The following is a 23,996-nucleotide window of genomic DNA, read 5'->3' on the forward strand; positions in this document are numbered from 1 at the left end:
GTGCCGCGTCAGTCAAGGTTTGCCCGGGCGAACCTTGACTGACGCGGCACTGGAGGGGGCGCGCCGACTCGGACGCCCTTGCGCCGGGACGGTGTGCCGCACGCCTCACACCCGCCGCATGACCGACTTCACAACAGGCGGCCCACGACGCCCTGATGCGGCACTCCGAGGGCGTCCGGCGCGGCGCAGCGTGCCGCAAGGCCGTACACAGCGTGAGGAAAAGGGAGTTGGATTCCCCACAGCCGGGTGATGTGCGTCACCTGCTCCACGACGTCCCGCGCGCGTCTCCTAATGTGTGCCGAAGTGACTTCCTTCGACTCCTCCCCCACGCTCACCGTCTGGCGCGCTCTGCTCGCCGTCGCGGTGGTGTTCGTGATGCTGGCGACCACCGGTTGGACCGCCGTGCGTCACCAGCACTCCGACGCGCCACGCACCGTCGCCCTCGCTTCCTGGGCCAAGGGGTCGATAGCGGGGCACGCGCTCCCCTCGGCCGACGCGCCTTCGTACAAGCTGGCGCACTTCTTCGCCTCGCTCACGGACGCGCAGGGCAGCGGACTGGCCCGCAAGTACCCCCTCGTGGTGGGGAATCTGAACGGCGCTCCGGTCACCCTGCGCTACCAGGCCAACCGGCTGGCGCTGGAACAGGCGCGCACGGCCGAGCAGAGCCGGGTGCACGACCAGAGACTCTCCCCCGACGGCCGCGCCGACGCGCAGCACCGGGTGGACCGCTTCCGGTCGATGCTCGCCGAGGGTCGGCACTTCCTCTCGTTCGACCCGTCGGGCCGCGGCCACGCCGCCGAGGTGCTCGGCGACCTCGAACGCGCCGAGCGGGTCTCGGTGGTCGTCCCGGGCGTCGACACGAACCTGCTGACGCTGGAACGCACCGGGGACAAGACGAACGCCGCCCCCGTCGGCATGGCCAGGTCCCTGTACGCGGCCGAGCGCGCCGCACATCCGGACGTGCGGACCGCGGTCATCGCCTGGGCGGACTACACCGCACCGGCCGGCATCGGCGTGGACGCGGCCCTGGGCAACCTGGCCGAGCGCGGGGCCGTGCGGCTCGCCGCACTCGTCGGCGCGCTCCCGGGGACCGCTCCCGTCTCGCTGTTCTGCCACAGCTACGGCTCCGTGCTGTGCGGGGTCGCCGCGGACGGACTGCCCGGCCGGGTGACGGACATCGCGGTCGCGGGAAGTCCGGGCATGCGGGCCGACAACGTCGGCCGGCTGCACACCCGGGCCAACGTGTGGGCGATGCGGGACCACGGCGACTGGATCGCCGACGTGCCGAACCTGGAGCTCGGTGGCCTGGGTCACGGGGCCGACCCGGTGGATCCCGACTTCGGTGCGCGGATCGCCTCGGCGGGCGACGCGGTCGGTCACAGCGGTTATTTCGAGCCGGGGACCGAGAGCCTCGACAACTTCGCCGCGATCGGCGCGGGCGCCTACGCCTCGGTCACCTGCGCCCAGGCCGACAGCGGCTGCCACGAACAGATTTCCGGCCACCGGACGGTCTGACGCGCGTAAGAACCGCGTGAACGGGCCGGACGCGCGTAGAGAACCGCGTCCGGCCGCACATTGCGAGCGCCTCCAAGGGGGGACGAGCGGGCAAGTGCCGCATACGATGAGGCACATGGGTGATGTGCTGGCCGGAATTCATGCCACCTGGGAGTTCGACGCCGACTCCCTGCTCATCCGCTTCGAACGGGGGATCCGCACGCCGAGGCTCTTGCAGAGTCTCCGTGAGCGCCGCGTCCCGCACGCGGCGCTGTCGTCGGTGACGCTGACCCCGGGCAAGCGGGGCACGGTGGTGCTGCGCGCGGTCCCGAGACCGGGCGCCGACCCGTTGCTGGAGGCGGCGGCCGGGCAGCTGAAGGACGGCTGCGATCCCTACCGTCTGGTGCTCCCCGCCGAACGCGAGACGCTCGCCGAGTACTACGCGGACGAGCTGCGCGCGCGGCTGGGGCCCGAGGCGGGCGAACCCGCCGACCGGTTCCTGGTCGCCGCCCCCGCGGCGCCGATGCGCTTCAAGGCGTACGACGGCCGGGCCGACTTCGACGGTGACCGGATCTCGTTCCGGTGGTTCTGGACGGGCGCCTCCTCGGAGAAGTGGAAGGCGGGCGACCAGACGTTCCCGGTCGCGGAGCTGAGCGGGGTCGAGTGGCGTTCGCCGGAGGCCTTCGAGGGCTACCTGCGGCTGGTGCCGCGCGGGCCGGCGCCCGTGGACCCGGCCGCCGGTCCGGGCGTCGGCCAGGTGTCCGCCGCACCGGGTGCGGGCCTGCTGACGGGCACCGCCCCGAGCGCGCGGCCGACGGCGGCGCGGCCGGCCCGGGCGGATCAGGACCCGGCCGCGGTGATCTTCGGCCTCGGCTACGGGCCGGTGCACGAGTCGCTGCCCTTCGCCGCGTCCGTACTGGAGTCCGTCCGCAGGAAGCAGTCCATGCCCGTCGCCACCGCGGCGGCCCTGGTGGGCGCGGGGCGGCGGGACCCGGCGGACATCGCAGAGCGGATCCGCCATCTCGGGGAGCTGCACCAGGCCGGTCTGGTGACGGACGACGAGTTCAGTGCGAAGAAGGCACAGCTGCTCGCCGAGCTGTGACGGGCCCGCGCCGGCCTTCTCGTACGGCGTGGTCATACCCCCGTACGAGATCGGCGGCAGCGGACCGGGACCCCGGTATGACGCCCGCGGGCGGCCCCGCTGCCTACCCTGATCACGCCATGCCCCCTTCCTCCCCGCCCCCGCCGTCATCGCCGCAGCCCGCTCCCCCGCACCCGCCGGCGGACGGTCTGCTGAGCGCCGCCCGCCGCAATGTGCGCGACTTCGCCCACGCGCTGTCCCATCCCTCCCACCCCCCGACGCCGCTCCTGGCCGGTGCGCCGAAGTCGTGGCAGCGGCTGCTGCCGTACGTCGTCGTCCTGGCTCTGGCCGCCGTCTTCCTCCCGGTCACGGTCACCGTCCTGGCCGGCCAGTACCACCTGAACGGCGGCCTCGCGGGGGCGCTCGCCGTCGCACAGGCCGCCCCCCTGCTGATGCTGGCGCACCGCCCGCTGCAGGCCTGGTGGATCATCTTCCCGGCCCACATCCTGGGCGCGGTCGTACTGCTCGGGCAGGACGGCGGGCAGGACGCCGCCTGGCCGTGGACACCGCCCGGCCTCATCGGCTACCTCTTCCTGCTCCTGGCGCTTGGCCTGCGCGAGCGGCGGCGGACGCTGGCCGCCGTCTGGCTGGCGACGGGCGCTGCGGGACTCGTCCTGTTCCTGGTCTCCCCCGAGCACGGCACCGACAACTCGCTCCTGCTCCTCATCCTCGGCGCCGTGGTGCTGGTGATCGGCGCGACGGTACGCGAACGGGGCGACGCCCAGCGCCGGCTCGCCGAGCAGGAGACCATCAGCGAGGCCGAGCGGGCTCAGCGGACGCTGCTGGAGGAGCGGACCAGGATCGCCCGCGAGCTCCACGACGTGGTCGCGCACCACATGTCGGTGATCACGGTGCAGGCGGACTCCGCCCCGTACCGGCTGGAGGGGCTGTCGGACCAGGCGCGTGAGGAGTTCGGGTCGATCGCGGCGAGTGCGCGGGAGTCCCTCGCGGAGATGCGGCGGCTGCTGACGGTGCTGCGCAGCGAGGGCACGGAGGGCGAGCGCGCGCCTCAGCCGGGGCTCGACCGGCTGCAGCAGCTGGTGGAGGCGACCGTACGGGCCGGACTGCCGGCCGAGCTGTCGCTGCCCGCCGGGCTCGCGGGCATCCCGCAGACGGTGGACCTGTCGGCGTACCGGATCGTGCAGGAGGCCCTGGCCAACGTGGTCCGGCACGCGCCGGGGGCCCGGACCCGGGTGTCGATCAGCTCCGACGGCGCGCACCTGACGGTCCTGGTCGTCAACGACCCGCCGGAGCGCACGGGTTCGTCGCTCGCTCCCCGCACGCCCGTGGAGACGGCGGGGACGGGGCACGGGCTGGTCGGCATGCGCGAACGCGTACGGTTGACCGGCGGGACGCTGGACACCGGGCCGCTGCCGGACGGCGGCTTCCGGGTGGCCGCGCGGCTCCCCCTACCCCCGGCCGCGCCCCCTGCCGCCGCCGCTTCCGTCCCGCTCCCGCCTCCGGAGGACTCGTGACCATCCGTGTGATCATCGTCGACGACCAGGCCATGGTGCGGGCGGGTTTCGCGGCGCTGCTGGCGGCGCAGGCCGACATCGACGTGGTCGGTGAGGCGCCGGACGGACGCCAGGGCATCGAGGTCAGCCGCCGGACCCGTCCGGACGTGGTCCTGATGGATGTGCGGATGCCCGAGATGGACGGCCTGGCGGCGGCGCGCGAGCTGCTGAACCCGCCGGTGGGCGTGGTGCACGTGCCGAAGGTGCTGATGCTCACCACGTTCGACGTGGACGACTACGTGTACGAGGCGCTGCGCGCCGGCGCGTCCGGCTTCCTGCTGAAGGACGCCCCGCCGGCGGACCTGATCTCGGCGGTCCGGGTGGTGGCGGCCGGCGACGCGCTGCTGGCGCCGTCCGTGACCCGGCGTCTGATCGCCGACTTCGCCCGGCAGCGGCCGTCCGGCGCCGCCCGGAGCGGGCCCGCGCTGCGGCTGAACGGGCTGACGCCGCGCGAGACGGAGGTACTGGAGCTGATCGCGCGCGGGCTGTCGAACCAGGAGATCGCGGGGCGGCTGGTGCTGGCGGAGCAGACGGTGAAGACGCACATCGGGCGGGTGCTGGCCAAGCTGGACCTGCGCGACCGCGCCCAGGCGGTGATCTTCGCGTACGAGGCGGGGGTGGTGGTGCCGGGCGAGGGGTGAGGGGCGCCCGGCCGGGGGGGTAGCCCCCGGAACGCCCTCGGGTGCGCTCCCCGTACACCCCCTACCCCGGTATCACCCCGCACGTGGCCCCCCGGTGTGACGCTTTCGCACCCGTCGTCTTCCTACCTTCCTCTCCGTCGCGCCGAACAGCGCGCGGGAGCCGGCTCAGCCGGAGAGGGAGGGTCGGATGCGCCGCTATGCGAGGACCTTGGTCGCGCTCGCCCTGGCGACCACCGTCGTGGCGGGGACCGCCGGCTGGGCGTCGGGAAACGCCCAGCAGGCGCTGACGGGGCCGCCGCCGGGCACGGCCGCCTGGCGGTCTGACGACGTACTGGGGCGGGAGCTGCCCGATCCGGAGCGCGCCACACCCGCCGAAGTGGCGCGGTTCTTCGCGGGGTTGGGCGAGCGGGACCAGCAGTCCCTGATCGCCCGGCACCCGCTCGTCGTCGGCAACCTCGACGGCGTCCCCGTCGAACTGCGCTACCGCGCCAACGCCCTGGCCCTGAGGGCCGGTCACGACCCCCGCTACGCGAGCCTCGCCGCGGACCCGCACCGCCGCATCCTCGCCTTCGATCCCCGCGGCCGCGGCCAAGTGGCGGAGGTCTTCGGGGACTTGACCACGGCGGACCGGGTGTCCGTCGTGGTGCCGGGTTCCGACATCGACGCCGGGACCTTCGACCGTACGAGCGATGTGTACGGGACGCCGGCCGGCATGGCCAAGTCGCTGTACGCGGAGACCGGTCCGGGCAGCGCGGTGATCGCCTGGGCCGGGTACACCACGCCCGTCGGCATCGGTGTGGACGCCGCGACCGGCTCGCTCGCCGAGGCGGGCGCGGACCGGCTGACCCGCTTCACGGACGGACTCGCCGCCACCGGCGTGCCCGCGCCCACGGTGTTCTGCCACAGCTACGGCTCCGTCGTCTGCGGCCTCGCCGCGTCCCGGCTGCGCGCCGGCGACCTGGTGGTCCTCGGCTCGCCGGGGATGCGCGCGGACGACGTCGGCGATCTGCACACCGAGGCCCGGGTGTGGGCCGCCAAGGACCCCGACGACTGGATCGACGACGTGCCGAACGTGGAGTTCGCCGGGCTGGGCCACGGAGCCGACCCGACCTCCCCGGAGTTCGGCGCCCGCCGGGTGCCCGCCGGCGACGCCCACGGGCACACCGGCTACTTCGCCCCCGGCACCGAGTCCCTGCGCGCCTTCGCGGAGATCGCGGACGGCACGTACCCGGCGGCGGAAGGAGCCCTGCGATGAGCCTGCGCGCCCTCGCCTCCCGCATCGACGCCCGCACCCCCGCCCACCGCGACCGCGCCCTCGACGGTCTGCGCGCCCTGGCGCTGCTCGCCGTGCCCACCGGACACTGGCTGCTCGGCGGATTCCGGCTCGACGGCGGCGGGGCCCTGCACAACGCCAGCCCGCTCTCGTCCTTCGGCGCCCTCGCCCCGTTCAGCTGGGTGCTCCAGATGCTGGGTGTCTTCTTCCTGGTCGGCGGCCACGCCTCGGTGCTCTCGTACCGCCGGCGGACGTCCACCACCGGTATCTGGCTGCGCGGCCGGATGGCCCGGCTCGGCCGGCCGGTGCTCGGGGTGACGGCCGTCTGGGCGGCGATGATCCCGGTGCTGCACGTGCTCGGGGTGCCGGGCGACACGCTGCGCACCGGGTCGACGCTGGTGATCCAGCCGCTCTGGTTCGTCGGTGTGTACGCGGTGGTCACCACGCTGACTCCGTACTGCGTCCGCATGGCGAGGCGGCTCGGCGGCTGGGCCGCGGCCCCGCTGCTCGGCGCGGTCGCCGTGGTCGATCTGCTGCGCTACGGGCCGCTGGGGGACGCCATGCCCTCGTGGCTGAGCGTGCTGAACATCGTGCCCGGCTGGCTCTTCGCGTACCAGCTCGGCGTCTCCTGGGGCGAGGGCCGGATCGGGAAGCGGGGCGCCCGGTTCCTGCTCGTCGGCGGCGGCGTGCTGTTCGCCGCCCTGCTGCTGCTCCTCCACTACCCGGCGTCGATGGTCGGGGTGCCCGGCGAGGCGCGCACCAACTCGCACCCGCCGTCGCTGCTGGTCCTCGCCCTGGCCGCCACGCAGAGCGGCGCGGCCATCCTGCTGCGCGACCGGATCGGCGGGCTGCTGCGCAGGCCGCTGGTGTGGGCGCCGGTCGTCGTGATCAACCTGTCGGCGATGACGATCCTGTGCTGGCACCAGACGGCGATGCTCGCCGCGGCGGTGCCCGCCTCGTTCGCCGGGGCGGTGCCCGGGCTGACGACCGGCCCGGACACGCTCGGCTGGGTCCTGGCCCGGCTGGCCTGGATGCCGGTGTTCGCGGGGCTGCTGGTGCTCGTCGCGCGGTACGCGCGGCGGTTCGAGGCGCCGTGGCAGACGGGAACGCGGGCCGCGAACGCCCGCCGCGCGCTGGCCGGAGTGCTGGCGGTCGGGTTCGCCGTGTTCGCGCTGGGGTGAGCGGGTCCGGGCGGACGCCCGGACCCGCGGTACGGCTACTCGCGCGCCGTGGCCGTGTTGCTCATGTCCGGGTAGCGGTCCCCCGCCACCTGGCCGGCGATCGGCTCCAGCTGCGCCAGCTCGTCGGCGCTCAGCGTCAGCCGGGTCGCGCCGACGTTCTCCAGCAGCCGGCTGCTCTTGCGGGTGCCGGGGATCGGCACCACGGCCAGCCCGTGCACCTGGGCCCGCTGCTGCACCCAGGCGAGCGCCACCTGTGCGGCGGTCGCCCCGTGCGCGGCGGCGATCTTGTGGACCGGCTCCAGCAGCGCGGCGTTCGTCTTCGCGTTGTCGCCGGTGAAGCGCGGCTGGAACTTCCGGAAGTCGTTGTCCGCCAGCTCCTTGCCCGCGTCGGCGAACGCCCCGGTCAGGAAGCCCCGGCCGAGCGGCGAGTACGGCACGAGAGTCACGCCCAGCTCGACGGCGGCGGGCACGGCACTGCGCTCGACGTCGCGGCTGAAGAGCGACCACTCGGACTGGAGGGCGGCGATCGGGTGCACGGCGTGCGCCTCGCGCAGCTCCGCACCGGTCACCTCGCTCAGCCCGAGGTGCTTGACCTTGCCCTGCCGCACCAGCTCGGCCATGGCGCCGACGGACTCCGCCAGCGGTACGGCCGGGTCGCGGCGGTGCATGTAGTAGAGGTCGATGACGTCGGTGTTCAGCCGGCGCAGGCTGTTCTCGACCGCCTGGCGGATGTACGCCGGGTCGTTGCGCACGCCCCGGTAGTGCGGGTCGTCGTCGCGCCGCTCGATGGCGAACTTCGTCGCGAGGGTGATCTCGTCGCGGTGCGCGCCGACGAACGGCGCGATGAACGTCTCGTTGGCGCCGCTGCCGTAGATGTCGGCGGTGTCGAAGAGCGTGACGCCCGCGCCGAGGGCCGTCTCCAGGGTCTCGCGGGCCGCGGCCTCGTCGGTGTCCCCGTAGAACTCGCTCATGCCCATGCAGCCGAGGCCCTGGACGCCGACCTGCGGGCCGCCGCTGCCGAGCTCCACGGTGGCGATCTTGTTGTCAGTCATCAGGCACTGGGCCTTTCCGGCGCCCGCCGGGCGCCTGCGTAGAACTCGATCTTGTGGTCGAGGACGGCGAGGGTGTCCTGGAGCTCCGCGATCCGCGTCCTCACGTCGCGGCGGGTCGCCTCCAGCAGTTCCTGCCGTGCCTCGAAGGTGTGCTCGCCCTCGCGCAGCAGTTCCGCGTACCGGACCATGTCCGCCACCGGCATCCCGGTCAGCCGCAGCTTGCCGACGAAGGCGAGCCAGTCCAGGTCACGGTTGGTGAAACGGCGCTGGCCGGTGTGCGAGCGGTCCACGTGCGGCATCAGCCCGATCCGCTCGTACCAGCGCAGCGTGTGGGCGGTCAGCCCGGTGAAGGCGGCGACCTCGCTGATGGTGTAGCGGTCCTGGCCCTCGGGACGCGGGTGGGCCCTGGGGGGCGCCGCGCAGACGTCCGTTCCTGCCGAAGTGGTCTCCATCACCGTCATGCCCTCCACGCTAGGACCCTGGAGTGCACTCTAAGCAAGCGATACCGGATGCGATTCCCGGCCACCGTCACACAGAACCTACTCTCGTAGCCATGCAGAGCCTGGCGATGATCGAGAACTGGCCCGTCCCCACCGCGGCGGCGGGCGTCGTACGAGCGGACGGGACCGTCGTCGCGACGCACGGTCCGGCCGCGCACCGTTTCCCGCTCGCTTCCGTCACCAAGCCGGTCGCCGCCTATGCGGCGCTGGTGGCGTACGAGGAGGGCGCGGTCGAGCTCGACGAACCGGCCGGTCCCGAGGGGTCCACGGTCCGCCACCTGCTCGCCCACACCAGCGGGCTCGCGTTCGACGAGCACCGGGTCACGGCCCCGCCGGGCACCCGCCGGCTGTACTCCAACGCGGGCTTCGAGGTACTGGGCGACCACATCGCGAAGGCCACCGACATCCCGTTCCCGGAGTACGTGCGCCAGGCGGTGCTGGAGCCCTTGGGCATGACCGCGACGACGTTGGACGGCTCACCGGCCCGCGACGGCGTGTCGACCGTCGAGGACCTGGTGCGGTTCGCGGCGGAGGTGCAGGCGCCCCGGCTCCTCGACCCGCGCACGGTGCTGGAGGCGCAGAGCGTCGTCCACCCCGGGCTGAAGGGCGTACTGCCGGGCTACGGCCACCAGAACCCCAACGACTGGGGCCTCGGCTTCGAGATCCGGGACCACAAGTCGCCGCACTGGACGGGTTCCTCGTCGTCCCCCGCGACGTTCGGGCACTTCGGCCAGTCGGGCACGTTCCTGTGGATCGACCCGGCGGCGGGGGCGGCCTGCGTGGCGCTCACCGACCGGCCCTTCGGGCCGTGGGCGGCCGAGGTGTGGCCGCCGTTCACGGACGCGGTGCTGGCAGAGCTGAGGGCGTGAGCGAACCGGCGGCAAGGCACTCGAACCACACCGTCTTGCCGCCGCCGTCCGGGCGCGTCTCCACGCCCCACTTGTCGGCGACGGCGTCCACGAGGACCAGCCCCCGCCCGCCCTCGTCGCACGCGTCTCCCGCCACCACGACGGGCACCCCCGGGCAGTCGTCCGCCACCTCGACGCGCACGCCCTCACCGCCCGGGAGCCGGAAGATGAAGGTCTGGCAGCGGCGGCCGGGCACGTGCCGGACGACGTTGGCGACCAGCTCGGTGAGCGCCAGTTCCGCCGCGTCGGTGACCTCTGCCATGCCCCACCCGGCGAGGTAGAGCCGCAGGATGCGCCGCAGGTGCCGGGCCGAGTGCTCACCCATGGCGAAGTCGGCGCGGTAGACCGGCTCTTCGGACGCGGTCCGGGGAGCGATTGCGTGATTCATGTCACCATCGTGCGACCAGGTGACTACGCTCGGCTACGTACGGAACCGAACGTCACGAGGCGTTGCACACCGGAGGTCCCGCCGTGGCCAACATCCAGTCGCTCGACCCGACCGCCTCCCCCTTGGATTACTACGGCTGGGAACTGCGCCGCCTGCGCGAGGCCGCGGGCCTGAACCACGCCCAGTTGGGCGAGATCATCTTCTGTACTGGGTCACTGATCGGCCAGATCGAGACGACGAAGAAGATCCCCACCCGCGACTTCTCCGAACGGGTCGACGCCGGACTCGGCACGGACGGGACGTTTTCCCGGCTGATGGGCCTGGTCCTGCGCAGCCAACTGCCGACGTGGTTCCAGCCGTATGCGGAGATGGAGGCGCGCGCGGCGTACATCTCCACGTACCAGGCACAGTTGGTGTACGGACTGGTGCAGACGGAGGGGTATGCGCGGGCCCTCCTCGGGGTCGACTACCCGGACAAGATCGACGAAATGGCGGCCGCGCGGCTGGACCGGCAGCGGATTCTGGGGCGTGAGAATCCACCCGCGCTGTGGATCGTCATGAGCGAGGCCGCGCTGCTCCAGGAGGTCGGCGGCCGTGACGTCATGCGTGAACAACTTGGGCGGCTGTTGGACTTCCGGAACGACCCCTGGGTACAGGTTCAGGTACTGCCCTTCGACGTCGGCCAACACACGGGAATGATGGGGTCGTTCACCTTGCTGCGTTTCGAGGACGACCCTGACCTCTTCTACGTGGAGAGCTACGATCAAGGCCATATGACCGCCAACCCATCAGTGATCAAGGAGCGTTCGGTCGGCTACGCTCGACTGCAAGCTACAGCCCTCTCCCCCGAGGACTCGGCAACGCTGATCGCTCGTGTGATGGAGGAACGCTATGGAAACCAGTCATGAGTTGGCAGGAGCGCGCTGGCGCAAGTCGTCGTACAGCGGAACGAGCGGCGGCGAGTGCGTCGAGTGCACCGTGACCGGCGGCGCCGCCTGGCGGAAGTCGTCGTACAGCGGGAACACCGGCGGCGAGTGCGTCGAGGTGGCGACCGGGTGCGCCGCCTCCGTGCCGGTCCGCGACAGCAAGAACCCGGGCGGGCCCGTCCTCGTCGTCGGGGCCGATGCCTGGCAGGGCTTCGTGGACGGCCTTCGCGTGAAGTGATCTGACCGGGTTCCTCTTGGTGAGGACTTCCGGGCCTGTCCGCCCGTAAATACAAAGTCGGCTCAGCGGGAACCTCGGGCCGGTTGCCGGACACGTACAGGGCATGGAACTGAACGACGCTGATCCTGCCGCCCCGGTCGGAGGGATATCCGACCGGGAGCTGTGGGCGCGGGCCGTCGACGGCGACCGGGAGGCGTTCGGCCGGATCTTCGACCGTCACGGGAAGACCGTCTACAACCATCTGTTCCGACGGACGGCCGACTGGTCCGAGGCCGAAGACCTCACGTCGACCGTTTTCCTGCATGCCTGGCGTCGGCGATCCGAGACGGTCCTGGACCGCGACTCCGCCTTGCCCTGGTTGCTGGGCATCGCCGACCACCTGCTGTCGAACACCAGGCGGCGGCTGCGGCGGGCGGAGGCGTTGCTGCGTCGGCTCGTCTCGCATGACGAGCCCGTGGGCGACCACGCCGACCACGTCGTCGTCATGGTCGACGACGAGCGCCGTATGTCGGAGATCCACCGGGCGCTTGCGCGGCTGCCGCGCCACGAACGCGAGGTCGTCGAGCTCTGCGTGTGGTCGGGCCTGGATCAGCAGGCGGCCGCGGCAGCGCTGAGAGTGGCGGTGGGAACGGTGAAGTCCCGACTGCACCGGGCCCGGCGGAGGCTGGGGGCCGACCTCGTCGACGGAGCGACGGTGACGTCGTCATTCAGTTCCAGTAACCCCGTCCACGCGAAGGAGGTCGCACGATGAATGACGCGCAGGGCATTCCTGCGGCTCCTTCCGATCGTGATCTGCCGAATCACCGGCGGACTCGTGAGGAGCTACTGATGAAGATCGATCCCGAGGACAACCGTGCTTCGCTGCACCGCAGGTGGGGCGTGCCGCTGGCCGTAGCCGCCGGGGTCGCGGCGGTGAGCGTCGCGGCCGTGGCCGCCTTCGGCGGGGCGGGGGACGCCGAGCCGGTTCTCGCCGGCCCCGCCGGAAACCCGACGGGCGCCGCCGCGTCGCCGAGTACGGGCCCCTCGCACGGCTCCACGTCGGGCGGATCGGGTGCTACGCCGTCCTCGTCTCCGGTGCCCTCCGCCCCGGACCCGTTCACCATCACCAGCGGGAAGACGACCCCGATCGACGCGGGGACCGTCACCAAGATCCTGTCCTCCTGCCTGGGTTCGGACGCGTCGCGGTACCACTCGGTGGTCGCGGTCCGCACGCCCCTCGCCTCGCAGGACTGGGACGGCGTGGTCGTCGCCGTCGACTCCGCCGGCCAGTACGTGCAGTGCGAGTCCAAGGGCGACAAGGGCACGAGCCCGGACTCCCCGCCCACGTTCATCAACAACCGCCTGTGGGGCACCGGTCACACGATCGCGTACTTCGACTCCCTCGGCGCGCCCGTGGGCAAGGGGAAGTACCTCATGCTGGGCGCCGGGCACTACGCGTCCAACGTGGCCAAGATCGCCATCAGCTACGGCGACGACCCGAAGCTGTACCCGGCCGTCACGGCGGGCGGCGCGTTCGTCTACGCGGCAGCCCTGTCCGCCGACACCTCCGGCCCGCACTATTCGGGCCCCAACCCCTACGTCCACGCCTACGACGCATCCGGCAAGGAGATCTACAACCAGGCGAAGGACCCGCAGTTCGCCGACGAGCAGTAGGCCGGCCCGCAGGCCCGCACGAGGTCACCCGGGCGTGACAGATCCGGACCCACCGTGGGGCCCGGATCTGTCGGGTCGGTCAGCTGTGCGGCACCGGGTGCGTCAGCCCCTGGTCACCGCCGAGGGCCGTTCGGAACGTCCGGCTCTCGCCGTTGCCGTACGAGGAGTCCGGCGCTCCGCCTCAGCGTCCTCCCTCGCCTCGGACCGTCGCCACGCGGCCCGCGTACCGCTGGGTCCAGCCGGTCCCCGTGTCGGCCGTGAGCACCACGTCGTAGGAGCCGTGCTCGGTGGGCCAGTGCACGACGGTGGAGTGACCGCCGGGGACCGTGTACGTCCGGGTGCCGCCGAGGTAGTCGTTGGCCGTCAGGGTGTAACGGACGGGGTGCTTACCGTCGTTGTGCAGTGTCAGCCTGACCACGGCGCGCCTGCCCTTGACCAGCTCCGCCCCGACGCGCGGAATGCCGATGTGCTTCGTGCTCCCGCTCTCGGGAATCACCTGTCCGGCGAAGGAGCGCAGGAAGCCGTCGGGGCCGTAGACGGAGAAGGCGTACGCGCCGTCGGTCTCGTTCGTGTCCCAGGTGTACGAGCGGGGGGCCGCCGCGGTCACCGTGTACGGGGTGTTGGCGAACGGGAGGTACCGGTCGGGGAAGACCTGGAGGCTCACCGCCTTGCCCTCCGGGCCTCCGGCCAGCGTCATGGACGCGGTCACCGTGCCGGCCGAGCGGTCCTCGGTGAAGGTGGCGTGCGGGTGGAAGGAGAGGCCGCGCGGCTCCATCCGGTCACGCGGCGGCTTCGGCGGGGTGCCGGTGACCGGGTCGGCGATGACGACCGGACCCGGGCGCGGGTGCGCGAAGTCGATCGCGCTGGTCAGGTCGCCGGCGATGGAGCGGCGCCAGTCGGTGATGTTCGGACAGGTGAACGGCTTGCCCAGGTGGGCGGCCCAGGTCTCCAGGAACTTCACCGTGGAGGTGTGGTCGAACACCTCCGACGCGACGTAGCCGCCTCGCGTCCAGGGCGAGACCAGCAGCATCGGCACCCGGGGGCCGAACCCGTACGGGGTGGTGCCGGAGAACTCGCCGGGCGTGCCCGCCTCCGGGCGCGGCGGCAGGACGTGGTCGAACTTTCCGTCGTTCTCGTCGTAGGTGATGATCACGAGGGTGTGGTTCCAGATGTCCTCGTTGCTCTGGAGCGTCTTGAGCACCTTGTTCATGTAGCGCTCACCGTGGACGGTGTCGAAGCCCGGGTGCTCGCTCCACGCGGCGGGCATCACCACCCAGGAGACCTCGGGGAGGGGGTGCTCCGCCCCGGGCTCGCAGGCCGCGATCAGGTCGCGGAGCACCGCGTCGAGGTTCGCCTCGGAGTCGTCGTTCGGCGTGGTGGCGCCCGCGTAGACGAAGGAGTTGGCCTTCCAGATCTTGCCGGTGCCCGGTTCGAGGTCGGCGGCGTCCGCCGTGCGGGGGTCGAAGGCCTTGAAACTGTTGGTGACGTTGCAGCCGTACTCGCCCACATAGCCGTTCTGGAGGCTGCCGCCGACGCCGTTGCCGCTGTTGTCGGAGTAGACCCGCCAGTCGATGCCGGCCTGCTGGAGCTGCTCGGGGACCGTGGTCCAGCGGCGGCTGTAGTCGTTCTGCTTGGCGTTGGTGACCTCGCCGCCCGCCGCACCGGTCATCAGGTAGTAGCGGTTCGGGATGGTCGGCCCGTGCAGCGAGCAGAAGTTCATGTCGCAGACGGTGTACTGGGAGGCGAGCGAGTACATCCACGGCATGTAGTCGGGCGTGTAGTACCACATGCAGTGGTCGCCCTTGTCCTTCACCCAGGTGTCCCACCGCCCCCCGTTCGCACCGTAGAAGTTGTGCTTGTCGCTCCAGGTGGCGGTCGAGACGGCGGGCGTGACGATGGCTCCGGTGGCGTCACGCTGCTGGAAGACGTCGGTGCCGTCCTGGAACTTCAGGACCTGCTTGTCGTGGTGTCCCCGCACACCGGGCAGTTGGCCGAGGTAGTGGTCGAAGGACCGGTTCTCCTGCATGAGGATCACCACGTGCTTCAGATCGGAGATGTCACCGTTGAAGCCCTGGGGCAGGACGTATTCGGCCGCACTGGCCGTCGCCCCGCCCACCGCTTCGGCGACCGGGCCCACGGCCATCGCGCCGAGGGCCACAGCAGCCGTGCGGAGCATCCCGCGGCGGGTGATGCGGAGTTCGTTGGCGTTCTCGCTGCTCCGGCTGCTCCGGTTGCTCTCGTTGTTCTCGCTGTTCTCGTTGTTCTCGCTGTCGGCGTGAGGGGGCTCGATCGTCTGGAGAGACATCAGGGGGACCTCTGGGGGAAGAGTGATTCAGGGGGACGAGCGTCGGCGCGTGCCTGCGCAAAGTAGGCCGCCGGTGCGAACGGCGGGCGAACCAAGGACGTATTCCTGAGGCACCGGAAGATTTCCACGGGTCCGGTGCCGGGTCGAGACGCTTCACGGTGATAGCCGAAAATCGCGCCAGGTTGGCCGGGCGGCCGGTCATGCCCTTCCCGTGGTCGGTGATGACGGGAGCCGATACCCTCCTGCGCCATGGCCGACACAGTCCGCGCTACCGCCTCCGACGTCCCCGCGCTCGCCGCCGTCCTCGCCAGTGCCTACGCCGAGGACCCCGTCTGGTCCTGGCTGATGCCGCGCGACCGGGACCGGCGGCTGCGGCTGCTGTTCACCGCGCATCTGGCCCAGCAGGTCCCGGCGGGCCGGGTGTGGACCGACCCGGAGCGCACGGTGGCGGCGGTGTGGGCCGAGCCCGGACAGTGGAAGCTGCCGGTGAGCTACCTGCTGCGCAACGCGGCCACGCTGGTGCGCGCGGGACGCGCCCAACTGCCCCGGACCGGGATGCGGTTGCTCGCGCTGGAACACCGGCACCCGGCCGGTCCCGCGCACTGGTACGTCGAGTACATCGGCACCCACGCCGACGCGCGCGGTACGGGGCGCGGATCTCAGGTGCTGGGCGGGCTGCTCGCGCGGGCGGACGCGGACGGGCGGCCGGTGTTCCTGGAGTCGAGCAACCGGCGCAATCTGACGTTCTACGAGCGGCACGGGTTCACCGTGCACGAGGAGATGACGTTCCGGTCCGGGCCGCCGATGTGGTCGATGTGGCGGCGGGATTCCGGCCGTTAAAGGCTTTTACGCGGTCGGCGACTTCGCGCATGCTGAGCAGTGCGTTCCGGCCGGATTCAGGTCAGGGGCCCGTTCCGAGTGAGAGGTGCCCAGGCATGGGTGTGTACGACCGGCTCTTCGTGCCCGCACCGTCTCCCTGCCCCCGGTGCGGTTCGCAGGAGGACCTGGTGATCCAGTTCCACTTCGGGGACGTGTATCTCCACAAGTTCCGTGTCGGCGACACGATCGCGTGGTCGGACCGGGCCAAGGGGTCCCCCCGGACGGGCCGCTTCGAGACGCCCGGCTATCCGGAATGGTGCAAGCAGTGCGGGTTCGACCCCGAGGGCTTCTGCCTCGTGCAGTTCGACGGTGACGTGATCGTCGGCTACCGCGAGGCGACCGAAGAGGACATGGGGAGATTCGACTGGTGAGGCACGGCGGACGTCCCGCCGGGCACACCGAGCGGACGACGCCTCAGTCGGGCAGTTCCCAGACCAGCACCTCGGCCGCCCCGTCCGCGACCAGTTCGAGGTCCTTCTCCCCGGTGATCCGCGCCCCGTCGCCCGCCGTCAGTTCCTCGCCGCCGACCCGCACGCCCCCGGCCACCACATGCACGTACGCCTTCGGCGAGTCCGGCACCGCCGCACGCTCCCCGTCGGCCAGCCGGCGCACGTGAAGCATCGCACCGGCCTCCGGCAGGGCGTACGGGGTGGAGTCGGCGATGCCGGGGACCGTCGTGTACGAGGGCTCGCCGCCCGGCTCCAGGGGTGCGAGCCACATCTGGAGGAACGTCAACGGCGTTCCGGCGTCGTTGCGTTCCACGTGGCGGACGCCGGAGGCCGCGCTGAGGTGCTGGACGTCTCCGGCCCGTACGACGGTGGCGTGACCGGCCGAGTCCCGGTGGGTCAGCTCGCCCTCGACGACCCACGTGACGATCTCCGTGTGGCTGTGCGGGTGCTCCTCGAAGCCCGCGCCCGGGGCGAGACGCTCCTCGTTGCAGGCCAGGATCGGGCCGAAGCGGAGGTGGTCGGGGTCGTAGAACGCGCCGAAGGAGAAGGAGTGCCGGGACTCGATGCCGGCCGCCCCGTCCCCGCCCCTGAACCGGTCGCCCGAGCGACGTACGGAAATCACCCGTCCACGGTAGCCCGCCGGGCTGACCAGCGCCCGGGCCCCGGCCGACTTTCCGCCGGCACGACCCGCCACCGGCCCCGCCCCTTCGGGCACCCGTCCGGATAGGGCAGTCTTGTCCCCGTGCCCCGATCCGATCCTGAGCAGCCCGCCGCGAACGCCGCCCACCTCCATGCCGCGACCCTGAAACGGCTGGAGCAGTCCTCCGGCCGGCTGGCCGCGAACGCGATCGCCCGCATGGACGAGTCGCTGCCGTGGTACCGGGCGATGCCTCCGGAGAACCGGTCGTGGATCGGCCTGGTGGCCCAGGCCGGTATCGCCGCGTTCACCGAGTGGTTCCGGCATCCGGAGACCCCGCAGGCCATCTCGACCGATGTCTTCGGTACCGCTCCGCGCGAGCTGACCCGGGCCATCACGCTGCGGCAGACCGTGGAGATGGTGCGGACGACGATCGAGGTCATGGAGGCGGCGATCGACGAAGTCGCCGCGCCCGGCGACGAATCCGTACTGCGTGAGGCGCTGCTCGTGTACGCGCGGGAGATCGCCTTCGCGACCGCCCAGGTCTACGCACAGGCCGCCGAGGCCCGCGGCGCCTGGGACGCCCGCCTCGAATCGCTCGTCGTCAACGCGGTGCTGTCCGGGGAGGCCGACGAGGGCGCCGTGTCCCGGGCCGCCGCGCTCGGCTGGAACTCCCCCGAGCACGTGTGCGTGCTGCTCGGTACCGCGCCCGACGGCGACAGCGAGCTGACCGTGGAGGCGATCCGGCGGGCCGCCCGGCACGCCAAGCTCCAGGTGCTGACCGGGGTGCTCGGCAACCGCCTGGTCGTGATCGCGGGCGGCAGCGACAACCCGCTCCAGGTCGCGAAGGCGCTGATCGGCCCGTACGCGGCGGGCCCGGTCGTCGCCGGCCCGGTGGTGCCGGACCTGCTGGCGGCCACCCGGTCCGCGCAGGCGGCGGCCGCCGGGCTCAAGGCGTGCGGTGCGTGGCAGGACGCCCCGCGGCCGGTCCTCGCGGACGATCTCCTGCCGGAGCGCGCGATGGCGGGAGACCCGGCCGCGCGGGATCAGCTGGTGGAGGAGATCTACAGACCGCTCGAAGAAGCGGGTTCCGCCCTCCTGGAGACGCTGAGTGTCTATCTGGAACAGGCGAGCAGCCTCGAAGGAGCCGCCAGGATGCTCTTCGTCCACCCCAACACCGTGCGCTACCGGCTCCGACGTGTGACAGACGTCACCGGGTGGTCGCCGTCCGACGTCCGCTCGGCGTTCACCCTGCGGATCGCCCTGATCCTCGGGCGTCTGGCCGACAGGGATCTCCAGTCCTAGACTTTTGTCGGACATCAACAATTCCCCATACGGTTCTTGGTCCCTGTCCCCACGGGCGTTCCGGACCGTTCACAAGAGAGAGTGTGAGGGTGCTCGTACTCGTCGCTCCCGGCCAAGGCGCTCAGACGCCCGGCTTCCTGACTCCCTGGCTCGACCTCCCCGGTGCCACCGACCGCATCGCGGCCTGGTCCGACGCCATCGGGCTCGACCTTGCCCACTACGGCACCAAGGCCGACGCGGAGGAGATCCGTGACACCGCGGTGGCTCAGCCGCTGCTGGTCGCCGCCGGTCTGCTCTCCGCCGCCGCGCTCGACGCGTCGCCGGCTGTCGTCGCAGGTCACAGCGTGGGTGAAATCACCGCAGCCGCTTTCGCCGGAGTCATCGGCGACGAGGCGGCGCTGCGTTTCGTGCGCACGCGCGGGCTCGGCATGGCCGAGGCCGCGGCGGTCACCGAGACCGGCATGGCCGCGCTGCTCGGCGGTGACCCCGAGGTCACCGTCCCCCACCTGGAGAAGCTCGGCCTGACGCCGGCGAACGTCAACGGGGGCGGCCAGATCGTCGCCGCCGGCACCGCCGCGCAGATCGCCGCGCTCACCGAGGACAAGCCCGAGGGCGTGCGCCGGGTGGTCCCGCTCAAGGTCGCCGGCGCGTTCCACACGCACCACATGGCTCCCGCGGTCGAGCGTCTCCGTGAGGCCGCCACGGCCCTGGAGGTCTCCGATCCGACCGTGACATATGTCTCGAACGCCGACGGCAAGACCGTCGCCGACGGCGCGGAGGTCATCTCCCGGCTGGTCGGCCAGGTCGCCAACCCGGTCCGCTGGGACCTGTGCATGGAGACGTTCCAGGCACTGGGCGTCACCGCGCTCATCGAGGCCTGCCCCGGCGGCACGCTGACGGGTCTGGCCAAGCGCGCCCTGCCCGGCGTGCGGACCCTCGCGCTCAAGACCCCCGACGACCTCGACGCTGCCCGCGCGCTCATCGCTGAGCACGCGGGCGCCTAAGGAGCCCGAGAGCATGTCGAAGATCAAGCCCAGTCAGGGCGCCCCGTACGCGCGGATCATGGGTGTCGGCGGCTACCGCCCGACCCGGGTCGTGCCCAACGAGGTGATCCTCGAAACGATCGACTCGTCCGACGAGTGGATCCGCTCCCGGTCCGGCATCGCCACCCGCCACTGGGCCTCCGAGCAGGAGACCGTGGCCGCGATGTCCGTCGAGGCGTCCGGCAAGGCCATCGCGGACGCCGGGATCACGCCGGAGCAGATCGGCGCGGTCATCGTCTCCACCGTCTCGCACTTCAAGCAGACCCCGGCCATCGCGACCGAGATCGCCCACAAGGTCGGCGCGGGCAAGCCCGCCGCCTTCGACATCTCGGCCGGCTGCGCGGGCTTCGGCTACGGCCTGACGCTCGCCAAGGGCATGATCGTCGAGGGCTCGGCCGAGTACGTACTCGTCATCGGCGTGGAGCGGCTGAGCGACCTCACCGACCTGAGCGACCGCGCGACGGCGTTCCTGTTCGGCGACGGGGCCGGCGCCGTCGTCGTCGGCCCGTCCACGGTGCCGGCCATAGGTCCGACGGTCTGGGGCTCGGAGGGCGACAAGTCCGAGACGATCAAGCAGACCGTGGCGTGGGACACCTTCCACGCCGACCGTCCGGAGAAGTTCCCGGCCATCACGCAGGAGGGCCAGGCGGTCTTCCGCTGGGCCGTCTTCGAGATGGCGAAGGTCGCCCAGCAGGCGCTGGACGCGGCCGGGATCGCCCCGGAAGACCTGGACGTCTTCATCCCGCACCAGGCCAACATGCGGATCATCGACTCGATGGTGAAGACCCTGAAGCTGCCGGAACACGTCACGGTCGCCCGTGACGTGGAGACCACCGGCAACACCTCCGCCGCCTCGATCCCGCTCGCGATGGAGCGGCTCCTGGCGACCGGTCAGGCGAAGAGCGGCGACACCGCGCTCGTCATCGGCTTCGGGGCGGGTCTCGTCTACGCCGCGACGGTCGTTACCCTCCCCTAGGCACACCGGGTCTTTTCGCCCGGACGTCCGAACCCAGCAGATATACACCGAAGGAGCGCCAACATGGCCGCCACTCAGGAAGAGATCGTCACCGGTCTCGCCGAGATCGTCAACGAGATCGCCGGTATCCCGGTCGAGGACGTCCAGCTGGACAAGTCCTTCACCGACGACCTGGACGTCGACTCGCTGTCCATGGTCGAGGTCGTCGTCGCCGCCGAAGAGCGCTTCGACGTCAAGATCCCGGACGAGGACGTCAAGAACCTCAAGACGGTCGGCGACGCCGCTGACTACATCCTCAAGCACCAGGGCTGATCCCAGCCCGGCTGTGTCGCCACCCGGCGGTGGCGCCGCTGATTCACGACCCTCTACACGTGGAGAAGATTTTCCAGTGAACTCGACCAATCGCACCGTGGTCGTCACCGGTATCGGCGCAACCACTCCGCTGGGTGGCGATTCCGCATCGACCTGGGAAGGTCTGATGGCCGGCCGTTCCGGCGTCAAGCCTCTTGAGGGCGAACGTTTCGCCGAGCTGCCCGTCCGGATCGCGGCCCTCGCGGCCGTCGACCCCGGCGACGTCCTTCCCCGCCCGCTCGCCCGCAAGCTGGACCGCTCGGCGCAGTTCGCGCTGATCGCGTCCCGTGAGGCGTGGGCGGACGCGGGGTTCACCGGCCCGGCCGGTGAGGACGAGAAGATCCGCCCCGAGCGGCTGGGGTCGGTCATCGCCTCCGGCATCGGCGGCGTGATCACCCTGCTCGACCAGTACGACGTGCTGAAGGAGAAGGGCGTACGCCGCGTCTCCCCGCACACCGTGCCCATGCTCATGCCCAACGGTCCGGCCGCCAACGTCGGGATCGAGGTGAACGCCCAGGCGGGCGTCCACACCCCGGTCTCCGCCTGTGCGTCGGGCGCCGAGGCCATCGGGTACGCCGTCGAGATGATCCGCACCGGCCGTGCCGACGTGGTCCTCGCCGGTGGCACCGAGGCGGCGATCCACCCGCTGCCGATCGCCGCGTTCGCCAACATGATGGCGATGTCCAAGAGCAACGACGAGCCCGAGAAGGCCTCGCGTCCGTACGACACGGCCCGCGACGGCTTCGTCCTCGGCGAGGGCGCCGGGGTCGTCGTCCTGGAGTCCGCGGAGCACGCCGCCGCGCGTGGCGCCCGGGTCTACTGCGAGGTGCTGGGCCAGGGGCTGTCCGCCGACGCCCACCACATCGCCCAGCCCGAGCCGACCGGGCGCGGCATCGCCGCGGCGATGCAGAACCTGCTGGACCAGACGGACCTCAAGCCGTCCGAGGTCGTGCACCTCAACGCCCACGCGACGTCCACCCCGCAGGGTGACATCGCCGAGCTGAAGGCGCTGCGCAAGGTCCTGGGCGACGACCTGGACCACGTCGCGATCTCCGCGACGAAGTCGATGACGGGTCACCTGCTCGGTGGCGCGGGCGGGATCGAGACCGTGGCGACGGTGCTGGCCCTGCACCACCGGATGGCTCCGCCGACCATCAACGTCGACCACCTCGACGAGTCGGTCGAGGCGGACATCGTGCGCGACGAGCCGCGACCGCTGCCCGAGGGGCCGATCGCGGCCATCAACAACTCGTTCGGCTTCGGCGGCCACAACGTGGTGCTGGCGTTCCGCAGCGTGTGATCCCGCCGCTGTACGTGTGAAGCCCGCTTCCCCCGTGGGGAGGCGGGCTTCCGTGCTGTTCCCGGGCCCCGCCGACGGGTCACACCACCTGGTGCAGCCACCGCACGGGCGCGCCTTCGCCCGCGTGGCGGAAGGACTCCAGTTCGTCGTCCCAGGGCTTGCCCAGGAGCTTGGCGACCTCCACCTCCAGGTCCGTCTCCCCGGCCAGCGACCGGGCCAGCGCGGCCCGCAGCCGGTCCTCGGGGACGAGGATGTCGCCGTGCATGCCCGTGACGGCGTGGAAGATGCCGAGTCCGGGCGTGGAGCTGTAGCGCTCGCCCTCCGCGGTCGGCGACGGTTCCGCCGTCACCTCGAAGCGCAGCAGATCCCAGCCGCGCAGCGCGGAGGCCAGCTTCGACGCCGTGCCCGGGCGGGCCTGCCAGGAGAATTCGGACCGCCAGGTGCCGGGTGCGGCCGGCTGTCTGATCCAGTCGAGCTGGACCCGTACGCCGAGCACGCCCGCCACCGCCCATTCGACGTGTGGGCAGAGCGCGCGCGGGGCTGAGTGGACGTACAGGACTCCACGTGTCGTCACCGGGACCTCCAGTGTGGGACGAGGTGCGCCTTCCCCAGCGGCCTCGCGCCTGTACCGCCTCTTACCGGCCGGATGCCCGAGGCTGTCGTCAGTAAACAGTATCGGGAGGTAATGTCCGGAGAACAGCGGGTATGTGACGTGAGGTGAGGTACGAGAGCCACCCGAGTGGAGCCGGGCGGCCGAAGGAGCCACTGGTTCGACGGGAAAAAGCTACCGTGCGTCGGCGTCCGAGGTGTGACGTACCGTCGGTCCTGGGCCCACGATTCGCTCTGCATTCACCCGCCAGGGCGCGGGGGCCCGCCGACCGGTGCCGCACGGGTGTGCCGGGGGCATGGGACAGGAGGGACGAGGACATGCCGGATCGCTCCGCGGGGCGCCGCTCGCGCACCACTCTGGCCGCACTGGCCGCTGTGACGTTCCTCGGCACGACTGTTCTGACGGGGTGTGACTCCGGGCCCGAGGGGACGACGAAGGGCGCGGCGGCGGAGGGGGGCAGGCGGCCGGCGGCCGCCCCGGTCTGGGACCGCAGCCCCGAGTCGGTCGCCGCGGTCGGGGACTCCATCACCCGCGGCTTCGACGCCTGTTCGGTGCTGGCCGACTGTCCCGAGGTCTCCTGGTCGACGGGCACGGACAGCACGGTGCGCAGCCTGGCGGTGCGCCTCCTCGGCGCCTCGGGCGCGGCCGTCCACAGCTGGAACCACGCCGAGACGGGGGCCAGGATCGCCCAGTTGCCGGAGCAGATGGCGCTGGCCGCGAAGGAGCACCCGGATCTGGTGACGGTGATGATCGGCGCCAACGACGCCTGCCGGGACTCGGTGCGGGTCATGACGCCGGTGGCCGACTTCCGCGCGTCGTTCGAGGCGTCGATGCGTCAGCTGCGCAGCACGGCGCCGAAGGCGCAGGTGTACGTGTCGAGCGTGCCGGACCTCAAGCGGCTCTGGTCGACGGGCCGGAGCAATCAGCTCGGCAAGCAGATCTGGAAGCTGGGCATCTGCAAGTCGATGCTGGGTGACGCGGACGACATGGGCGCCTCGGCGGTGGCGCGGCGCGCGGCGGTGCAGGACCGCGTCGTCGCGTACAACGGGGCGCTGAGCGAGGTGTGCGCGAAGGATCCGCGCTGCCGTTACGACGGCGGGGCGGTGTTCGACTACCGGTTCACCGGCAAGCAGCTCAGCCACTGGGACTGGTTCCATCCGGGGCGCGACGGGCAGGCCCGGCTCGCCGAGATCGCCTACCGCAACGTCACGGCGGCGCGGCCTCCCGCGTAG

The 23,996-nt window shown here is 71.8% G+C and carries 25 protein-coding genes; 19 read left to right on the forward strand and 6 right to left on the reverse strand.

Features of this window, described 5'->3' with window-relative positions; all coding sequences use genetic code 11:
• The first annotated feature begins 303 nt into the window (after window positions 1-303).
• From ABZ454_RS08970 to ABZ454_RS08995, 6 genes are all read left to right on the forward strand, one after another.
• On the forward strand, window positions 304-1,515 hold the full coding sequence (locus tag ABZ454_RS08970; RefSeq protein ID WP_356319655.1) for an alpha/beta hydrolase: 1,212 nt from the start codon (window positions 304-306) through the stop codon (window positions 1,513-1,515).
• A gap of 115 nt (window positions 1,516-1,630) precedes the next feature.
• Entirely contained in the window at window positions 1,631-2,596 is a 966-nt protein-coding gene (locus ABZ454_RS08975) for a DUF4429 domain-containing protein (RefSeq protein WP_359536740.1), read from the forward strand.
• A 119-nt stretch (window positions 2,597-2,715) separates the two neighbouring features.
• Window positions 2,716-4,110, forward strand: coding sequence for a sensor histidine kinase (locus tag ABZ454_RS08980; protein WP_359536741.1), 1,395 nt, complete (start codon window positions 2,716-2,718; stop codon window positions 4,108-4,110).
• Entirely contained in the window at window positions 4,107-4,790 is a 684-nt protein-coding gene (locus ABZ454_RS08985) for a response regulator transcription factor (RefSeq protein ID WP_356319658.1), read from the forward strand. Before ABZ454_RS08980 ends, ABZ454_RS08985 begins: the two co-directional genes overlap by 4 nt.
• Window positions 4,791-4,977: 187 nt before the next feature.
• Window positions 4,978-6,045, forward strand: coding sequence for an alpha/beta hydrolase (locus tag ABZ454_RS08990; protein WP_359536744.1), 1,068 nt, complete (start codon window positions 4,978-4,980; stop codon window positions 6,043-6,045).
• Window positions 6,042-7,244: an acyltransferase gene (locus tag ABZ454_RS08995; RefSeq protein ID WP_359536745.1), complete on the forward strand. Its 1,203-nt coding sequence runs from the start codon at window positions 6,042-6,044 to the stop codon at window positions 7,242-7,244. Before ABZ454_RS08990 ends, ABZ454_RS08995 begins: the two co-directional genes overlap by 4 nt.
• Window positions 7,245-7,279: 35 nt before the next feature.
• Here the strand turns inward: ABZ454_RS08995 and ABZ454_RS09000 are convergent, their stop codons facing one another.
• Both ABZ454_RS09000 and ABZ454_RS09005 read right to left on the reverse strand, forming a co-directional pair.
• On the reverse strand, window positions 7,280-8,296 hold the full coding sequence (locus ABZ454_RS09000; RefSeq protein WP_359536748.1) for an aldo/keto reductase: 1,017 nt from the start codon (window positions 8,294-8,296) through the stop codon (window positions 7,280-7,282).
• Window positions 8,296-8,757 (reverse strand): MerR family transcriptional regulator, encoded by a 462-nt coding sequence (locus ABZ454_RS09005; protein ID WP_356319663.1) that lies wholly within the window; start codon window positions 8,755-8,757, stop codon window positions 8,296-8,298. The genes ABZ454_RS09000 and ABZ454_RS09005 overlap by 1 nt, the downstream gene beginning before the upstream one ends.
• 92 nt (window positions 8,758-8,849) lie before the next feature.
• Here ABZ454_RS09005 and ABZ454_RS09010 point away from each other — a divergent pair, with 92 nt between their 5' ends.
• On the forward strand, window positions 8,850-9,665 hold the full coding sequence (locus ABZ454_RS09010) for a serine hydrolase domain-containing protein (protein ID WP_359536752.1): 816 nt from the start codon (window positions 8,850-8,852) through the stop codon (window positions 9,663-9,665).
• Here the strand turns inward: ABZ454_RS09010 and ABZ454_RS09015 are convergent.
• Window positions 9,631-10,092: an ATP-binding protein gene (locus ABZ454_RS09015; protein ID WP_359536753.1), complete on the reverse strand. Its 462-nt coding sequence runs from the start codon at window positions 10,090-10,092 to the stop codon at window positions 9,631-9,633. The genes ABZ454_RS09010 and ABZ454_RS09015 overlap by 35 nt on opposite strands.
• 83 nt (window positions 10,093-10,175) lie before the next feature.
• On the opposite strand from ABZ454_RS09015, the gene ABZ454_RS09020 reads away from it, so the two are divergent.
• The 4 genes from ABZ454_RS09020 (at window position 10,176) to ABZ454_RS09035 (ending at window position 12,909) form a co-directional block, all read left to right on the forward strand.
• Window positions 10,176-11,000 (forward strand): helix-turn-helix transcriptional regulator, encoded by an 825-nt coding sequence (locus ABZ454_RS09020; RefSeq protein ID WP_359536755.1) that lies wholly within the window; start codon window positions 10,176-10,178, stop codon window positions 10,998-11,000.
• On the forward strand, window positions 10,984-11,256 hold the full coding sequence (locus ABZ454_RS09025; protein ID WP_359536758.1) for a DUF397 domain-containing protein: 273 nt from the start codon (window positions 10,984-10,986) through the stop codon (window positions 11,254-11,256). The genes ABZ454_RS09020 and ABZ454_RS09025 overlap by 17 nt, the downstream gene beginning before the upstream one ends.
• A gap of 103 nt (window positions 11,257-11,359) precedes the next feature.
• Window positions 11,360-12,007, forward strand: a complete 648-nt coding sequence (locus tag ABZ454_RS09030; protein WP_359536759.1) for an RNA polymerase sigma factor — start codon at window positions 11,360-11,362, stop codon at window positions 12,005-12,007.
• Window positions 12,008-12,084: 77 nt separating this feature from the next.
• Window positions 12,085-12,909: a hypothetical protein gene (locus ABZ454_RS09035; protein ID WP_359536760.1), complete on the forward strand. Its 825-nt coding sequence runs from the start codon at window positions 12,085-12,087 to the stop codon at window positions 12,907-12,909.
• Window positions 12,910-13,090: 181 nt separating this feature from the next.
• On the opposite strand, the gene ABZ454_RS09040 is transcribed toward ABZ454_RS09035, so the two are convergent.
• A complete protein-coding gene (locus tag ABZ454_RS09040; RefSeq protein WP_359536761.1) occupies window positions 13,091-15,214 on the reverse strand; it encodes an alkaline phosphatase family protein in 2,124 nt (707 codons plus the stop codon).
• Window positions 15,215-15,463: 249 nt separating this feature from the next.
• Between ABZ454_RS09040 and ABZ454_RS09045 the strand changes: the two genes are divergently transcribed.
• Window positions 15,464-16,054: a GNAT family N-acetyltransferase gene (locus ABZ454_RS09045; RefSeq protein ID WP_359536762.1), complete on the forward strand. Its 591-nt coding sequence runs from the start codon at window positions 15,464-15,466 to the stop codon at window positions 16,052-16,054.
• 95 nt (window positions 16,055-16,149) lie between these two features.
• Window positions 16,150-16,464 (forward strand): hypothetical protein, encoded by a 315-nt coding sequence (locus ABZ454_RS09050; protein ID WP_359536764.1) that lies wholly within the window; start codon window positions 16,150-16,152, stop codon window positions 16,462-16,464.
• Window positions 16,465-16,507: 43 nt separating this feature from the next.
• Here ABZ454_RS09050 and ABZ454_RS09055 read toward each other — a convergent pair whose 3' ends face one another.
• A complete protein-coding gene (locus tag ABZ454_RS09055; RefSeq protein WP_359536765.1) occupies window positions 16,508-17,164 on the reverse strand; it encodes a pirin family protein in 657 nt (218 codons plus the stop codon).
• 120 nt (window positions 17,165-17,284) lie between these two features.
• Between ABZ454_RS09055 and ABZ454_RS09060 the strand changes: the two genes are divergently transcribed.
• The 5 genes from ABZ454_RS09060 to fabF all read left to right on the forward strand — a co-directional run bounded on the left by ABZ454_RS09060 (window position 17,285) and on the right by fabF (window position 22,154).
• On the forward strand, window positions 17,285-18,484 hold the full coding sequence (locus tag ABZ454_RS09060; protein ID WP_356319674.1) for a helix-turn-helix domain-containing protein: 1,200 nt from the start codon (window positions 17,285-17,287) through the stop codon (window positions 18,482-18,484).
• An 89-nt stretch (window positions 18,485-18,573) separates the two neighbouring features.
• Complete coding sequence (locus tag ABZ454_RS09065; RefSeq protein ID WP_356319675.1) at window positions 18,574-19,488, forward strand: ACP S-malonyltransferase; 915 nt, start codon at window positions 18,574-18,576, stop codon at window positions 19,486-19,488.
• Between the two features lie 13 nt (window positions 19,489-19,501).
• Window positions 19,502-20,503: a ketoacyl-ACP synthase III gene (locus ABZ454_RS09070; RefSeq protein WP_359536766.1), complete on the forward strand. Its 1,002-nt coding sequence runs from the start codon at window positions 19,502-19,504 to the stop codon at window positions 20,501-20,503.
• Window positions 20,504-20,566: 63 nt separating this feature from the next.
• The gene (locus tag ABZ454_RS09075) at window positions 20,567-20,815 is read left to right on the forward strand and encodes an acyl carrier protein (protein ID WP_014045780.1); all 249 of its coding nucleotides are present in this window, start codon (window positions 20,567-20,569) and stop codon (window positions 20,813-20,815) included.
• 76 nt (window positions 20,816-20,891) lie between these two features.
• On the forward strand, window positions 20,892-22,154 hold the full coding sequence (gene fabF / locus ABZ454_RS09080; RefSeq protein WP_356319677.1) for a beta-ketoacyl-ACP synthase II: 1,263 nt from the start codon (window positions 20,892-20,894) through the stop codon (window positions 22,152-22,154).
• 79 nt (window positions 22,155-22,233) lie between these two features.
• Here fabF and ABZ454_RS09085 read toward each other — a convergent pair whose 3' ends face one another.
• On the reverse strand, window positions 22,234-22,728 hold the full coding sequence (locus ABZ454_RS09085; protein ID WP_356319678.1) for a DUF3145 domain-containing protein: 495 nt from the start codon (window positions 22,726-22,728) through the stop codon (window positions 22,234-22,236).
• A 353-nt stretch (window positions 22,729-23,081) separates the two neighbouring features.
• Here ABZ454_RS09085 and ABZ454_RS09090 point away from each other — a divergent pair, with 353 nt between their 5' ends.
• Window positions 23,082-23,996, forward strand: coding sequence for an SGNH/GDSL hydrolase family protein (locus ABZ454_RS09090; RefSeq protein ID WP_359536767.1), 915 nt, complete (start codon window positions 23,082-23,084; stop codon window positions 23,994-23,996).

This window comes from Streptomyces sp. NPDC005803, from assembly GCF_040630435.1.
In the GTDB taxonomy this organism is placed as follows: domain Bacteria; phylum Actinomycetota; class Actinomycetes; order Streptomycetales; family Streptomycetaceae; genus Streptomyces.